This window comes from Kitasatospora sp. NPDC029312, from assembly GCF_055569215.1.
The window spans coordinates 103,866-118,556 of the sequence record NZ_JBVHXY010000017.1; the positions used below are offsets into that span (position 1 = coordinate 103,866).

Annotated in this window: 12 protein-coding genes and 1 riboswitch; of the genes, 3 read left to right on the forward strand and 9 right to left on the reverse strand. The window is 72.5% G+C overall.

Translation table 11 applies throughout. The features are described 5' to 3' along the window. Positions 1 to 5 precede the first annotated feature (5 nt). Complete coding sequence (locus ACZ4WV_RS16510) at positions 6 to 773, forward strand: 3-oxoacyl-ACP reductase (protein WP_465747151.1); 768 nt, start codon at positions 6 to 8, stop codon at positions 771 to 773. Positions 774 to 892: 119 nt separating this feature from the next. Here the strand turns inward: ACZ4WV_RS16510 and ACZ4WV_RS16515 are convergent, their stop codons facing one another. From ACZ4WV_RS16515 to ACZ4WV_RS16530, 4 genes are read right to left on the reverse strand one after another with little or no spacing between them, the layout of a single operon-like run. Next, the gene (locus ACZ4WV_RS16515; protein ID WP_465747153.1) at positions 893 to 2,080 is read right to left on the reverse strand and encodes an ABC transporter ATP-binding protein; all 1,188 of its coding nucleotides are present in this window, start codon (positions 2,078 to 2,080) and stop codon (positions 893 to 895) included. Between the two features lie 36 nt (positions 2,081 to 2,116). Then, a complete protein-coding gene (locus ACZ4WV_RS16520; RefSeq protein WP_465747155.1) occupies positions 2,117 to 2,947 on the reverse strand; it encodes a carbohydrate ABC transporter permease in 831 nt (276 codons plus the stop codon). After that, on the reverse strand, positions 2,944 to 3,876 hold the full coding sequence (locus ACZ4WV_RS16525; protein WP_465747157.1) for a carbohydrate ABC transporter permease: 933 nt from the start codon (positions 3,874 to 3,876) through the stop codon (positions 2,944 to 2,946). Before ACZ4WV_RS16525 ends, ACZ4WV_RS16520 begins: the two co-directional genes overlap by 4 nt. Next, a complete protein-coding gene (locus ACZ4WV_RS16530; RefSeq protein ID WP_465747159.1) occupies positions 3,873 to 5,150 on the reverse strand; it encodes an ABC transporter substrate-binding protein in 1,278 nt (425 codons plus the stop codon). The genes ACZ4WV_RS16525 and ACZ4WV_RS16530 overlap by 4 nt, the downstream gene beginning before the upstream one ends. Before the next feature lie 299 nt (positions 5,151 to 5,449). Between ACZ4WV_RS16530 and ACZ4WV_RS16535 the strand changes: the two genes are divergently transcribed. After that, complete coding sequence (locus ACZ4WV_RS16535) at positions 5,450 to 6,130, forward strand: GOLPH3/VPS74 family protein (protein WP_465747161.1); 681 nt, start codon at positions 5,450 to 5,452, stop codon at positions 6,128 to 6,130. Positions 6,131 to 6,633: 503 nt separating this feature from the next. On the opposite strand, the gene ACZ4WV_RS16540 is transcribed toward ACZ4WV_RS16535, so the two are convergent. Continuing rightward, positions 6,634 to 9,339, reverse strand: coding sequence for a glycosyl hydrolase (locus tag ACZ4WV_RS16540; protein WP_465747163.1), 2,706 nt, complete (start codon positions 9,337 to 9,339; stop codon positions 6,634 to 6,636). A gap of 350 nt (positions 9,340 to 9,689) precedes the next feature. Beyond that, a riboswitch (SAM riboswitch) is annotated at positions 9,690 to 9,832 on the forward strand. Positions 9,833 to 10,032: 200 nt separating this feature from the next. On the opposite strand from ACZ4WV_RS16540, the gene ACZ4WV_RS16545 reads away from it, so the two are divergent. Next, a complete protein-coding gene (locus ACZ4WV_RS16545; RefSeq protein WP_465747165.1) occupies positions 10,033 to 10,746 on the forward strand; it encodes an IclR family transcriptional regulator in 714 nt (237 codons plus the stop codon). A 103-nt stretch (positions 10,747 to 10,849) separates the two neighbouring features. Here ACZ4WV_RS16545 and ACZ4WV_RS16550 read toward each other — a convergent pair whose 3' ends face one another. The 4 genes from ACZ4WV_RS16550 to ACZ4WV_RS16565 all read right to left on the reverse strand — a co-directional run bounded on the left by ACZ4WV_RS16550 (position 10,850) and on the right by ACZ4WV_RS16565 (position 14,640). Further along, the gene (locus ACZ4WV_RS16550; RefSeq protein ID WP_465747167.1) at positions 10,850 to 11,497 is read right to left on the reverse strand and encodes a class I SAM-dependent methyltransferase; all 648 of its coding nucleotides are present in this window, start codon (positions 11,495 to 11,497) and stop codon (positions 10,850 to 10,852) included. 475 nt (positions 11,498 to 11,972) lie between these two features. Further along, complete coding sequence (locus ACZ4WV_RS16555) at positions 11,973 to 13,127, reverse strand: alpha/beta fold hydrolase (RefSeq protein ID WP_465747169.1); 1,155 nt, start codon at positions 13,125 to 13,127, stop codon at positions 11,973 to 11,975. A gap of 87 nt (positions 13,128 to 13,214) precedes the next feature. After that, on the reverse strand, positions 13,215 to 13,688 hold the full coding sequence (locus tag ACZ4WV_RS16560; RefSeq protein WP_465747171.1) for a nucleoside deaminase: 474 nt from the start codon (positions 13,686 to 13,688) through the stop codon (positions 13,215 to 13,217). A gap of 100 nt (positions 13,689 to 13,788) precedes the next feature. Continuing rightward, complete coding sequence (locus tag ACZ4WV_RS16565) at positions 13,789 to 14,640, reverse strand: universal stress protein (RefSeq protein WP_465747173.1); 852 nt, start codon at positions 14,638 to 14,640, stop codon at positions 13,789 to 13,791. Positions 14,641 to 14,691 lie beyond the last annotated feature (51 nt).

Below are 14,691 nucleotides of genomic sequence, written 5' to 3' on the forward strand. Positions count from 1 at the left end.
TCAGCATGACTCAGCGACTCGACGGCCGGGTGGCCGTCATCACCGGCGCGGGCAGCGGCATCGGCCTGGCGACCGCCCGCCGCTTCGCCGCCGAGGGCGCCAAGGTGGTCTGCGTCGATCTCGACGCGGAGACCGGGGCGAAGGCCGCGAACGAGGTCGGCGGTCTGTTCATCGAGGCCGACGTGACCGACGAGCAGGCGGTGCGCGACCTCTTCCAGCGGGTCGTCGACGAGTACGGGCGCCTCGACATCGCCTTCAACAACGCGGGCATCTCGCCGCCGGACGACGACTCCATCCTCACCACCGGCCTGGACGCCTGGAAGCGGGTCCAGGAGGTCAACCTGACCAGCGTCTACCTGTGCTGCAAGTACGCGATCCCGCACATGCAGCGCCAGGGCAAGGGCTCGATCATCAACACCGCGTCGTTCGTCGCCGTGATGGGCGCGGCCACCTCGCAGATCTCCTACAGCGCATCCAAGGGCGGCGTGCTGGCGATGTCCCGCGAGCTGGGCGTGCAGTTCGCCCGCGAGGGCATCCGGGTCAACGCCCTGTGCCCCGGGCCGGTGAACACCCCGTTGCTGCGGGAACTGTTCGCCAAGGATCCGGAGCGGGCCGCCCGCCGGCTGGTCCACATCCCGCTCGGCCGCTTCGCCGAGCCCGAGGAGATCGCCGCCGCCGTGGCCTTCCTCGCCTCCGACGACTCGTCCTTCATGACCGCCAACACCTTCCTCGTCGACGGCGGCATCTCCGGCGCCTACGTCACGCCGCAGTAGCGGCGGCCACGCCCGCGGAGAACCCCGAGCGCTCGCCCGCCCCGCGACGGTGGGGCGGGCGAGCGCCCGGCGCCGGCTCCGCTGCCCGGAGAGACCGAGCCCCTACCGGCCGGGGGCGGTCATCGCGGCGTGGCCAGCGCGTGGGTCAGGTTGGCGCCGTTGCGCGGGTCGAAGACGTGCAGCCGGGAGGTGTCGATCCAGAGGTCCAGGCGGGCGCCCTCGGCGGCGCGCGTCGCGGCGTTGAGACGGGCGACGACGCGGTGCTCGCTCATCCCGGTGTCCGCCCGGCCGGAGTCGGCCGCGATCTCGGCGAGCTCCTCCGCGTGTGCGGGGCCCCCGGCCTCGGTGAAGTGCACGTACACGTCGGAGCCGACGGACTCACGGACGTCCACGGTGACGGTGCAGACGGGATGCTCGCCGTGGTCGTCGACGAGACCGGCGTCCTCGAAGTCCTCGGGACGGATGCCCACGATGACCTCGCGCGGTGCGTCCGCCCGCTCCAGGGCGCGGCGCGTCCGGTCGTCCACGGGAAGGTCGCCGAAAGAGGTGCGCAGGCCGCCCTCTTCCAGGGTCGCGGCGAGGAAGTTCATGCCGGGCGAGCCGATGAAGCCGGCGACGAAGAGGTTCACCGGCGCGTCGTAGAGGTCCTGCGGCGAGCCGACCTGCTGGACGATGCCTGAGCGCATGACGACCACCCGGTCGCCGAGCGTCATCGCCTCGACCTGGTCGTGGGTCACGTAGACGGTGGTGGTGCCCAGGCGCCGCTGGAGGGCGGCGATCTGGGTGCGCATCTGGACCCTGAGCTTCGCGTCGAGGTTGGACAGCGGCTCGTCCATCAGGAACGCCTTGGGGTCCCGGACGATGGCGCGGCCCATCGCGACCCGCTGGCGCTGGCCGCCGGAGAGGTTGGCCGGCCGGCGGTCGAGGTGCTGGGTCAGGTCGAGGATGCGGGCGGCCTCCTCGACCTTGGCGGCGATGGTGGCCTTGTCCACCTTGGCCAGGCGCAGCGCGAAGCCCATGTTGTCACGCACGTTCATGTGCGGGTAGAGCGCGTAGCTCTGGAACACCATGGCGATGTCGCGGTCCTTGGGCGCGCGGTCGTTGACGACCTGCCCGGCGATGCGCAGGGTGCCCTCGGTGATGTCCTCCAGCCCGGCGATCATGTTGAGCGTGGTGGACTTCCCACAGCCGGAGGGGCCCACCAGGATCACGAACTCGCCGTCGGCGATGGTGAGGTTGACGTCGCGAACGGCGAGCGCGCCGTCGGGGTAGCGCTTGGTGATGCCCTCGAGGACGATCTCGGCCACGATCCGCCTTCCTGGTCCCGCCCGGTGGGGGCGGACTCATCCCTTGACTGCGCCGGCGGTGAGGCCGGCGACGATGCGGCGCTGGAACAGCAGGACGAAGATCACGATCGGGATGGTGATGACCACCGCCGCGGCAGCGATGGATCCGGTCGGCTGCTGGAACTGGGAGCTGCCGGTGAAAAAGGCGATGGCCGCCGGTACGGTCCTGGCCGAGGTGGTCGAGGTCAGGGAGATGGCGAACAGGAAGTCGTTCCAGCAGAAGATGAAGACGAGGATGCCCGTGGTGAACACCCCGGGCGCCGCCAGCGGGGCGATGACCAGGCGGAAGGCCTGCCACGGGGTGGCGCCGTCCACCTTGGCCGCCTTCTCCAGGTCCCACGGGATCTCCCGGAAGAACGCCGACAGCGTGTAGATCGCCAGCGGCAGCGAGAAGGTCATGTACGGGATGATCAGGCCCGCCCAGGTGTCGAAGATCCCCAGCACCCGCTCGATGTTGAACAGCGGTGAGACCAGCGAGATCGGCGGGAACATGGCGATCAGCAGCGAGACGCCGATCAGCAGCCGCTTGCCGGGGAACCGCAGCCGTGCCACCGCGTAGGCGGCCATGGTGCCGAGGACGACGGCGATGGTGGTGGCGATCACGGAGATGCCGATCGAGTTGACGAGCGCGCGGGTGAACTCGGAGGTCCGGAAGATGCCCCGGTAGTTGTCCCAGGTCCACTTGCGCGGCACGAAGTCGCCGTCGGTGAGGGTGCTCGGGTCCTTGAACGAGAGCGCCACGATCCACCACACCGGGAACAGCGCGTAGAGGACGACGATCAGGTTGGCGGCGCCCCAGCTGGTCAGGGTGCGGGTGTGGTTGCTCATCGGCGCTCCGGATCGCCACCCGGCGCGGCGGCGCCGAAGACCTTGATGAAGACGACGGCGATGGCCGCCACGCAGAGGAAGATCAGCACCGAGATCGCCGACCCGATGCCCAGGTTCAGGGCGGTGAACAGGTTGTCGTAGCCGAGGATCGACACCGAGCCGGTGTCGTTGGAACCGCCGGTCAGCACGTAGATGTTGTCGAAGACGCGGAACGCGTCCAGGGTGCGGAACAGCAGCGCGACCAGGATCGCCGGCTTCATCAGGGGCAGGATCACCAGCCGCAGCCGCTGCCAGAACGTCGCGCCGTCCACCATGGCCGCCCGGACGGTCTCCTCCGGCACCAGGGCCAGGCCCGCGAGCAGCAGCAGGGCCATGAACGGTGTGGTCTTCCACACCTCGGCCAGGATGATCAGGCCGATCGCCTGCCACTGGTCGGTCAGCGGGGCGCTGCCCTCCGGCAGGAGCGCGGCGAGGTAGCCGACGCCCGGCGTCCAGGCGTACTGCCAGGAGTAGGCGGCGACGACGGTGACGATCCCGTAGGGGATCAGCACCGCGGTGCGCACGGTGCCGCGGCCGAACGCCGTGCGGTGCATCACCAGGGCGAGGGCCAGGCCGAGCGCCAGCTCGATCACCACCGAGACCGCCGTGATCAGCACGGTGACCCACAGGGCCTGCCACCAGAACCGCGAGGAGAGCACCGCGCCGTAGTTGGCGAGTCCGACCCAGTGCGCCTGCTGCGGGAACCGCAGGTCGTAGCGCTGTAGCGAGAGGTAGATCGCGTAGGCGATCGGGTAGGCGGTGACGGCGAGCATCACGAGGGCGGCGGGCGCGCACAGCAGCAGGCCGAGCCGGCGTTCCTGGCGGGCGCCCTCGGAGGCTTCCGCGACCTTCTTCCCGGCCGGCTCGCCGAGTGCGGTGGCAGGTGTCACGGGATCAGCCCCTTGGAGCCGAGGGCGTCCTCGATCTGCCCGCGGACGTCGGCCACCGCGCTCTCCGGACGGATGTCGGCGGGCGGCGAGAGGGTGTGCGAGATCGCGATGGAGACGTTCTGGTACGCGGGGGTCTGCGGCCGCACGCTGGCGTTGTCCAGTGCGGCCAGCACGTCGCCGGCGAACGGATAGCTCTCGGTGAGCTCGGGCGCCTGATACAGGCTGCGCAGGGACGGCGGCAGGCCGCCCTTCAGCGCGTTGGTGAGCTGGTTGCCGCGGTCCCGCAGGCACAGGGTGGCCTCGAACGCGAGGTCCGGGTGCCGGCTGTACGCGCCGACGGCCAGGTCGATCCCGCCGATGGTGACGGTCGCCGGCCGGCCGGGCAGCATCGACGGGTACGGTGCCCAGCGGAAGTGCTTGAACAGCTCGGGCTGATTGGCCTTCATCGACGGGTAGACGAAGGGGTAGTTGAGTTCGAACGCGGCTGTTCCCGACTCCATCGCCAGCCGGTTCTGGTCCTCCATCTGGTCGGGCAGCGAGGGATCGGCGGCCGCCGAGGCCGCGGTGTCGTGCATCACCTGCGCGGCCAGCACCGCCGGCGGCCCGAGCGAGGGCGCCTGGGCGTCCGGCGTGAGCACGGCACCGCCCGCGCTGGTGACCAGGGTGTTGAACCACACCGTCAGGCCCTCGTACTGGGCGCCCTGGATCTCCACGTAATGCGGCTTGCCCTGCTTGGCCAGCGCGTCCGCCTGGGCGAGCATCTCCGGCCAGGTCTTCGGCGGGTTCGGCACCAGGTCGTCCCGGTACCAGAGCAACTGGGTGTTCGAGTTGTACGGCACCGCGTACAGGCGCCCCTGCCAGGTCGCGGTCCGCACGGCGGCGTCGAGGGTGTCCGTGGTGGCCTGCTCCTTCATCGCGCCGGTCCACTCGCGGATCCAGCCGGCCTGGGCGAACTCCGCCGACCAGGTCACGTCCAGGCCGAGGATGTCCACCTCGGCGTCGTGCGCGGCCATCCGGCGCACCAGTTGCTGCCGCTGCCCGTCGGCGCCACGCGGCAGCTTGTCGTACTTGATGGTGTACCGGCCGCCGGACTGTCGGCCGCAGCGGTCGGCGGCCTGCTGGAGGGCGCCGGAGTCGTCCGGGAAGTTGTACCAGTTCAGCGTGACCGGTCCGCCGTGCCCGCTGCTCCCGCAGCCCGTCAGCGCCTGCGCGAGCACGAACAGGCCCGCGGCGGCGGTGAGCCACCGTGAGCGGAACGTGCGGATGCCCGGCATCGGTCTCCCGGAACTGTGAGGGACGGAGCGGTCGACGGTAGCCGGGCGCGGCGCGCCGACCCTCCTGCGGCGGGCCGCCACGCGGGGCGGCCAGCCGAACGGCGGAGTGTTTGACCGGGTGTCACCCACTCGGCAGGGCATCAGGAGCGACAACTGCCCCCCGATGCCGTGCGGGCCGACGGGAGCGGCCGGGGAACCGCACCGCGCGGGCGGGCGTTGCTGGCTGGAGGACACCCCGGTGTGGCGGCCGCCAGGCGCGTCGTGGGGTGGCCGGTTCGCACCAGGGAAAGGAATGGCACATGCACGTCACCCTCGCCGAGGAGCTGATGCTGCTCTCATTGGACGATGAGTCCGGTGTGGCGAAGGACGGTTCGGGCGCCGGATGGGCGGTGGCGGGAGGTCTGCTGGCCGACCTCGCCCTGGTCGGCCGGGTCGCGCTCGCCGAGGGCCGGATCAGCGTCACCGACCACACCCCGACCGGTGACCCGCTGCTCGACGAGCGGCTGGAAAAGCTCGCCGAGTGGGTCGGGCGCAAGGGGCCCGACAAGGCGAAGGCGACGGACTGGCTCACCAAGGACCACGCCACGGCGGTGCGTGCCACCGTGCGGCGGTTGTGCGAGCGCGGCCTGGTCGTCGAGGAGCGTCACCGGCTCCTCGGGCTGTTCCCGGTCCGGCGCTACCCGGAGGCGGACGGCTCGGTCGAGTGTGAACTGCGCGGTCGACTGGCGGCCGTGATCCGGCATCATGAGGCGCCCGACGTCCGCACCGCGACGCTGATAGCGCTGCTGCACGCTGCCCGGCTGCACGCCCTGGCCTTCCCCGACCTCCCCCGTGCGCGGGTCGAGCTGCGCTTCGCGGAGATCGCCGCGGGCGACTGGGCGGGCGAGTCCGTCGGTCAGGCGATCCGGAACATGCACGTCGCCGTCGCGGCCATCGCCGCGGTGACGGTCGCCACCGCCGCCGCGACGGCCGTCAGCTGACGGGTGATGCCCCCGGGCCTCGTCGGCCACGTCGTGGCTCGGCCCGACCCCGGATTCCGGCCAGGTGGCAGGTTGTCCGGTGCCGCCCGGTAGCGTTACGTGGATATGGCATGTACGCTGCGTGTCGCTGGTAGAACACAGAGGCGGGCCTGGTCGCCACTCCGTGGGGGGAGTCACGTCCAGGCCCGGTCGCCGGCCAAGGGCCCGGTTGCGCTCGTGGGGGAGCTTCAGCCGGGCCCGTCGGTGGGCTATCGACGGTATGCCCAGTCGGACGGTGTTTCAGTCATGACAACCGGTCGGCGTTGCCCGCTCATCGGGCCGGGCGGGGGCGCCACCTCGGTGCCAGCATCCAATTACTGGGCGAATGCTGACTTATCGTCAGGTGCCGCCGTGAGGCTTTCCTCGTCAGAGCTCGCTTGGTCCCCGGATGCGCTCGGCCGGTGCCCGGCACGCTCGCAAGGAGCGTGCCGGGCACCGGTGGGTGGAGAGCCGGAGGGACGGGATCAGTCCTCGGTCTCGTCGTAGCGGCCACGGCCGAGGCCGTGCAGGTCGAAGGACCAGATGCCGCGGCCGAAGGTGGCGGCGTAGAGCTTGCCGTCGGGGCCGGTCTTGAGCTGCTGCACGGCGGTGGTGGGCAGGTTGCGGCCCAGGAGGCGCCAGTCGGTGGTGCCGGGGGCGCGGTAGAAGGCGGCGAGGTCGGTGCCCAGCGCCAGGCCGCCGTTGGGCAGGATCTTGACGGAGGTGGCGGGGACGTCGGGCAGGTTGGCCGAGACGTCGGTCCAGGTGGCGCCGCCGTCGTGGGTCTCGAAGAGGTGGCCGTTGCCGGCGCCGGGGCCTTCGGTCCAGGTGCGGGAGAAGCCGTTGAAGGCGACGAAGACGTGCTGGGCGTTGTTCTCGTCGACGGCGAACGAGGAGATGTAGCGGTTGGGCAGGGCGCCGTCGACGGGCAGGTTGAGCTGGTGCCAGCCGGTGCCGTCGGTGTTGCCGACGGCGATGCCGCGGCTGAAGCCCTGGTTGTTGCAGGGGCCGCACCAGCCCGCGTACACGGTGCCGTTGACGGTGGCGACGGCGGTGGCGACGTGGCCGGCGCCCAGGTCGTAGGCGGAGGTCCACTCGCTGCCGCTGCGGATGGCGTAGCCCTTGTGCTGGACCCAGACGTGCCGGCCGCCGGCGATCCAGGTGTTGACGTCCCTGGGGTCGCTGGTGATCGGGGCGATGAAGCGCGCGGCGCCGCTGTCCTTGTCGGGCGGGGCGACCTCGTAGGAGGTGGCCTTGCTCGGGTCGCTCCTCCAGGCGCCGTTGTTGACGGCGCAGTTCTGGGTGACCCACATGTCGAGGTAGACGTACTCCTCGGCGATGTTGCAGCCGTTGTTCGGGTCGACGAGCGTGTCGGCGCCGTCGCCGCCGAAGTCGGAGCCCATCACCTTGTCGTGGGCGCGAAGGATGGACTCGCCGTTGTCCTGGAGGCCGCCGCTGACGATGACGCCCTTGCCCGAGCGGTCCGCCGGGTCCTTGCCGACGCCCACCGAGTAGTACTGCAGGGTGTCCATGGTGCCGTCGGCCAGCGACTTCCAGTCCGTGGCGTGGCCGGAGGCGTCGGCCGCGCCGTTGAGCGGGCGGCTGTAGATGCCGCCGTCGTTGCCGACGTACACGCTGGTCCTGCCCTTGTACGTGCCGACGGCGATGGCGTGCTGGTCGGAGTGGGTGGTCTGCGAGCAGTCACCGGTCTGCTTGGCCGGGTCGACGTTCCAGCAGGCGAAGCCAAAGTTCCAGTACGGGCCCGGGACGGTCCAGGTGGAGCCGCCGTCCTTCGTCTCCAGGACCTCCTCCAGACCGGCGTAGAGGTGGTCCGGGTTGGCCGGGTCGACCTGGAGGAACTGGTTGTACCAGGCCTGGATGCCCGGTTGGTAGCCGGCGTCCTGCAGTGCGGAGCCGGAGTTCTTCAGCTTGTCCTTGTCCGCGATCTGGGTCCACGGGCCGAAGGGCGAGCCGGACTTGGAGACGTAGATGCCCTTGAGTCCGGTGTCCGGGTTGCTCGCCATGACCGCCGGGGACTGGTCGATCGCGTAGTAGCGCGAGCCGTCCGCGGAGGCGGCGAAGGTCACGTTGCCGACGTTCGCCGCATCGGTCGGCAGGTCGCCGAGCGAGCCGATGCGCTGCCAGGTTCCGTCGGCGGCCTTGCTGTAGAAGCCGTTGTAGGTGTCGCCGCCGCGCCAGCCGACCGCCAGGACCACCTTGGTCGGGTCCTTCGGATCGATCGCGATGTCGTTGGCGATGTTCTTGTACGGCGCGGCCTGGTCGCCCGCCTTCGAACCGCCCGGCAGGTAGTCCGGGTTGGGCGCGAACTCCAGTGACCACGGACCGGACAGGTCGGTGCTGGAGTGGCTCCACACGCCTCGGCTGGTGGCCGCCCAGACCTTGCCGCCGCCGAAGCGCAGGGCGTGGATGATCGTGGACTCCAGCTCCGCGCCACCCACCCGCATGCCGGGCTGGAACTCGCCGTGCTTCGGGTCGGCGAGCACGTACACGCCGGTGCCGACGTACGAGGTCGCGCCGGTGTTGGACTCACCGGTGGCGTACCAGAGCCGCCCGCCACCGTCGAGGTTCAGCGTGCCGGTGGAGAGGGAGGGCAGCTTGTCCGAGATGGACTGCCACTGCCCGCCGCCGGTGCGGGAGCGGAACACGCCGCCGTTGGCGCCGCCCGCGTACACGTAGCCGTCGTTGTCGGCGGCGATACCGGTGATCCGGCCGGTCACGAGGCCGAACCCGCCGCTGGAGTTGGAGTTGACGTCGCGGTAGCGCGGGTCGTCCGAGTTGTACGGCTTGTCGGTGACGTGGTCCCAGCTGCCGCCGGTGTGCGGCATGGACTGGAGCTGGGCCCAGGCGGCGCCGTACGCGCCCGGCGCGACCACGCCGGGGGCGGTGCGGGCCTCGGTGTACTGGGCGGTGCCCTCGGCGGAGTTCTCCGCCTCGTCGCCCTCGTCCTCGCCGGGGGCGTCCGCCTTGGCGGTGAAGGCGGGGCCGGCGGTGGCGCCCGGGCCCTGGACCTTCTTCGCGTGCTTCTTCCCGACCTCGGCCTGGTGCTGGGCCTGGTGGGGGCGGGGCTCGGGCGTCCCGGACGGCGCGGCGAGCGCCTGGGTGGTGGTCAGTCCGAGCGCCGTGAGGGTGACGGCGGGCAGCAGCAGCCGTCGATGTTGCCTGTTGGGCACGATGGTGGGTCCTCCCCATGCAGCGGGTCGCGCGGTCGCGCGGCTCCGGCGGAAACAGTCGGAAGCCTCGCGGTTCGGCTCGGCAGAGTGAAGGGCCAGCGCATAACGAACGATTAAAACCATATTCACTGAACAGAATTGAAGCGGTCCAAGGGCCCCGTCGCGCCGATTGAAGCAGCAGGAGCAGCGGGAACGGTCGAGGGCGGACGGGCGCGGGAGGAACCGTCCCCGAACGGACGCGGCTCGCGGTACCGACCAGCGCTCGCTGCCCCCGAGCGGCCGCTGAGCGTCGGCGGCTCCGGTGGGGGTGGTTTGGCGGGCCGGCCGGGGAGTCTTGTATGGTTCCTGGCGAATCATCCAGAGGGGTGGAGGGACCGGCCCTACGAAGCCCCGGCAACTCCCCGGTCGACTCGGCGTCCGAAGTACGCGCCGCGCCGCCCGGGATCAGTGCCAACTCCGGCCTGTCGCCAACGTGGCGCGGGAAAGATGAGGAGACACGGTGCTCTCTGTGCTGTCCTTCCCCCGGGCGCTTCCCGCCCCGGCCCTTCCGCGTACCCGTCTCGTGTCCGGCGCAGGCTCTCGGCCGACTTCTCCGGCCCGTCCTCGCTGACCACCCCCCTGGCTCCCCGAGCGGAGCCCCCGTGAGCCGGACCCACCCGCCGCTCACGGGCTCGAGACTGGAGTACCCACCCCATGGAGAACACGAGCGGCGTCGGCGTGCTCGACAAGGTCACCTCGATCCTCGGCACCCTCGAGTCCGGCCCCACCACCCTGGCCGGACTCGTCGCCGCGACCGGCATGGCGCGGCCCACCGCCCACCGGCTGGCCGTCGCGCTGGAACACCACCGCCTGGTCAGCAGGGACCTGCAGGGCCGGTTCGTGCTCGGCCCCCGGCTCACGGAACTCTCGGCGGCCGCCGGTGACGACCGGCTGCTGGCCGCCGCCGACTCGGTCCTCACCCACCTGCGGGACGTCACGGGCGAGAGCGCCCAGCTCTACCGCCGTCAGGGCGAGGTCCGCATCTGCGTGGCCGCCGCCGAGCGGCTCTCCGGTCTGCGGGACACCGTTCCGGTCGGCGTCACCCTGTCGATGAAGGCCGGCTCCGCCGCCCAGGTCCTGCTGGCGTGGGAGGAGCCGGAGCGGCTCCATCGCGGCCTCCTGGGCGCCCGCTTCACGGCCACCGCGCTCAGCGGGGTGCGCCGCCGCGGCTGGGCGCACTCCATCGGCGAGCGCGAGCCCGGGGTCGCCTCCGTCTCCGCGCCCGTCCGCGGCCCGTCCAACCGGGTGGTGGCCGCCGTCTCCGTCTCCGGCCCGATCGAGCGCCTCACCCGCCACCCCGGCCCGCACCTCTCGAAGGCCGCCGTCGAGGCGGCCGACCGCCTCAGCGAAGCCCTCGCGCAGGGCTGAACGGCCGGCCCCCGGCGGCCCCGCCTGCCGTCGGCCTGCCTGCCGCCTGCCCGCCTACCGACCGCCCGCCCTACCGACCGCCCGCCCTACCGACCGCCCGGTCTCAGGCCGTCTCGGCCGGGCGGCGTCCCCAGGCGGTGATCATGCCGGGGGAGAGCTCGGCGAGCGCGGGGGAGGAGAGGTAGTCGAGCGCCGCGTCGAGCTCACCCGGCTCCAGGGCGGTGCCGTCCTCCAGGGCGTCGCGCATGCTGAGCCAGGTGCTCTTCCAGAAGGCCGTGATCGGGGCGTCGGGGATGAGCGGCGGCAGGTGGACCTCGGCACCGACGTCCCGCAGACCCAGGCCCTGGAGGATGTGCGGGTAGCGGGTCATCCAGGTGATGTCGGTTCCGATCCGCTCACGCAGGACCTGCCACATCGCCGCCATGGCCCGCCGGTAGGCGACCTGCGGCGAGTCCGCCGTGGTCAGGTCGATGGCATCGCTGACGACCAGCCAGCCCCCCGGAGCCACCCAGTGGGCCAGGCGCGCCAGCACCTCGGCGTGCTGGGGCAGGTGCATGAGGACGAAGCGGCAGTGCACCAGGTCGAACCGGCCCGGCGCCAGGGCGGGGTCGGTGACGTCCGCCGCCATGGTGTGGAGCCGGCCGGTCGGACGGGCGTTCACGAAGCGCGGGTCGCGGTCGAGCGCCAGCACCTCGTCGACGCCGGCCTCCTCGGCCAGCCAGCGGCTGATCGTCCCGGTGCCGGCACCCACGTCCAGGCAGCGCCACCCCGGTCCGACGCCCAGGGCGGTCAGCCGGGCCCGGCTGACCGCGTCGTACGCCAGGGCGCCGTAGTCGATGCGCTCGCCCCCCCCGTCCCGTCCGGAGCGAGGAGGTCCGTTCCGTTACTGCCCGTCGTCCGGACCGGGCGGCGGGTTGCCCTGGACGGGGGGATCCACGAGGGTTCGTGCACGGGGGGCTCCTCACCGGGGAACCGGGCCGGGCCGGCCTTCGGCCGCCCTTTCGCCCGGATCGCGTCAACGGACTGTCACCAGTCCCACCGGTCGTGCTCCTCAACCATCCGACCCGGCGATGCGACCTGAACGGACGACTCGCCGTTCGGGTCTGCGGCCAGGTCGAGCGGGAGTACCCCCCTGTGGCCGACCCCGGAGCCGGACGGCGGGCGTCGGCCGGCGGTGGGGGCCAGCGCCGGGGGAGTCCGCGGAGGGGGACGCCGCCCGGCTGCCTTCAGCGGCGGGGCAGGAGCCACTGCCACACGTCGCGTTCGGCCGTGGCCGACCAGACCATGTCGCCGTGGCCGTACCCCGGCACCACCCGGTAGTCGACCCGGGCGCCGCCCTGGCGGATGAGACGGGGGCCGAGGTCGTGGTCGCCGCGTCCGAGTTCGGCGTTCAGCCAGACCACCTCGGCCCGGATCGCGGGCCAGTCGATGCGGTAGACCTCCGTCCGCCCGGCCCAGATCGCCGCCAGGTCGCGGAGCAGCGCGGTCGGTTGCAGGCCGCTGCCGAGCCGGGAGACCGCCGCCGACCAGACGGGCAGCGGTGTGTGTGCCAGGAGGAAGCGGTCCTCCGTGGGCGTGGTGCCGAAGGCGAAGCTGCCGCTGCTGTGCCCCCGGTGGTAGATCCAGTTCGCGGCTCCGGGCAGCTCCCGGGTGTGGGTCAGGGCGTAGTGCAGCAGGCCGAGGTTGCTGAACTGCCCGGCCCCGGCGACCGGTCGCGGCACCCCGCTGGGGGCGTCCGGGGCGGTGGCCGCGCGGGCGAACAGGCCCTTCAGGCCGGGATCGACGGTCCAGGTGCCCGCCGCCAACTGCTGCTGGAAGTGCCCGGTCAGCGCCGCGGCCCTGGCGACGAGTTCCGGCTCCGTCTCCGGGTCGTAGGGCCCGGTGGTGTCGAGGACGAGCACCCGGCGCAGCAGGTCGCCGCCGTTCCGGGCGGCGGTGGCCAGGGCGAGGGCGGCCCCGGCCGAGTGGCCGAGGAGGTCGTACGGCAGGCCGGTGACGGTCTCGACGGCGGAGACGACCCGTTGGAGGTCGGCCCGGTGCGCGTCCAGGCCCCGATCGGCACAGTGCGGCCCGATCCGGTCGGGCGTCAGCGCGTCCTCGCGCGGGGTGGTGCCGACGACCAGACACCCGTGGTCCGCGAGGAACCGCGCGAGGCTCCGGCCCTGTGCGGTGCAGTAGTCGGCGGAGACGTTGAGCCCCCCGCCTGGCAGCAGATGGACCACCCGGTCCGCCCCGCCGTCGTCGCCGAGGACGTCGACGCTGAGCCGCCCGCCGTGCCCGGCCGGGACGATCAGTCGACGGTGCCCCGGACCGGCCTGCGTCACCGCCGTGTCTGCGCAGCCGAGCGCCGCCGCCACTTCCCTGACCGGATCCGTCCCCACCGCTGCCCCTCCCCGTGCCCGCCACCCGCCCTGTGGGACCAGTCTGACGGACGGTTGTGACAGGCTCCCCGCCGGGCACCGGACCGTTCAGCCCCAGTACCCCGTGTGCACCGCGGCCGCCTCCTCGTACAGGTGCGGCCCCGATACCTCCACGGAGCTGCCGCCGGCCGCGAAGACCTGGCGGCAGGGCAGGTGGAGCACCGGCTCCTCCGGATCCACGCCCGCGATGACGTTCAGCTCGGTGGCGGCCAGCGCGTAGACGACCCGCCGGATGCCGCTCCAGAAGATGGCGCCCGCGCACATCGCGCACGGCTCGCTGCTGGAGTACAGGGTGGCCATGGCGAGCTGCGCCGGGGCCAGGGTGCGCGAGGCCCGCCGGACCAGGTTGGTCTCCGCGTGGGCGGTGACGTCGTGGTCCGTCAGCACGGTGTTCTCGGCGGTGAGCAGGACGCTCCCGTCGACGCCGGTCAGCAGGGCGCCGAACGGGTGGTTGCCGTGCGCGCGGGCGGAGGCCGCGATGTCGAGGGTCGCGAGCAGCTGGGCGCGGGTGTCATCGGCCATGACGTGCTCCTCAGGGTCGGCCGAACGGGGAGGGCTCGGGTGCGAACGGAGTCGACCGGGGACGACGGCCGCAGCGAGCCGATCGGCGGTCGCGTGCCACTCAGCCGTACGGGACGACGGCGACCGGGCAGTGGACGTGGTGGATCACCGCGTGGGCCACCGGGCCGAGGTGGTGGTGGCGCAGCGGCGCGTGCCGGGTGCGGCGGCCGACGACCAGCAGCCGGGCCGTCGCCGCCGCCTCCACCAGCTCGACGGCGGGTTTGCCCCGGATCAGCTCGTCCGTCACCTCCACCTCAGGGTGACGGGCCCGCCAGGGCTCCAGGGCCTCGGTGAGCCCGGTCCGCTCGACGGCGGAGACCTCGCCCTCCAGCCCGCCGATGGCGCCGTACGCCATGTACTCGCTGCCGGCGGGCGGGTTCCAGACGTGGACGACCCGCAGCGGTGCCGAGCGGAGCGCGGCGGCCTCGAAGGCGAAGGCCAGTACCTCCTCCGCCGGGTGCGTCAGGTCCAGGCCGACCGTCACCGCGCCGGCGGCCGGCTCGCTCGCGTGGGCCCGGACCAGCACCACCGGGCAGGCAGCCCGGCGCAGCACCTCCTGGCTCACCGAGCCGGTCAGGTAGCCGCGCAAGGTGCCCAGCCCTCGCGAGCCGAGCACCACCACGGCCGCCGTCCGCGAGGCGGCCTCCAGCGCCTCCACCGGATCGCCGGACACCGGCGAGGAGGAGATCGACGCCCCCGGCGCCAGGGCGCGCAGGCCGGACTCGCGGTCGGCCAGGTGCGCCAGGGCACGGTGGTAGGTCTGGTCGCTGCCGGCCACGTCGCGTTTCGGCCAGGGCCAGGCCTGGAGGACTTCGAGGCCGAGTCCGCGGCGCTGTGCCTCGCGGGCGGCCCACTCGGTGGCGGCGAGGCTCTCGGACGAGCCGTCGAAGCCGACGACAACTGCTCCGGTCACGGCTTCCTCCTCGGTTCCGCGGCGCGTCGACGGCCGTCCCCGGCCGCCGGG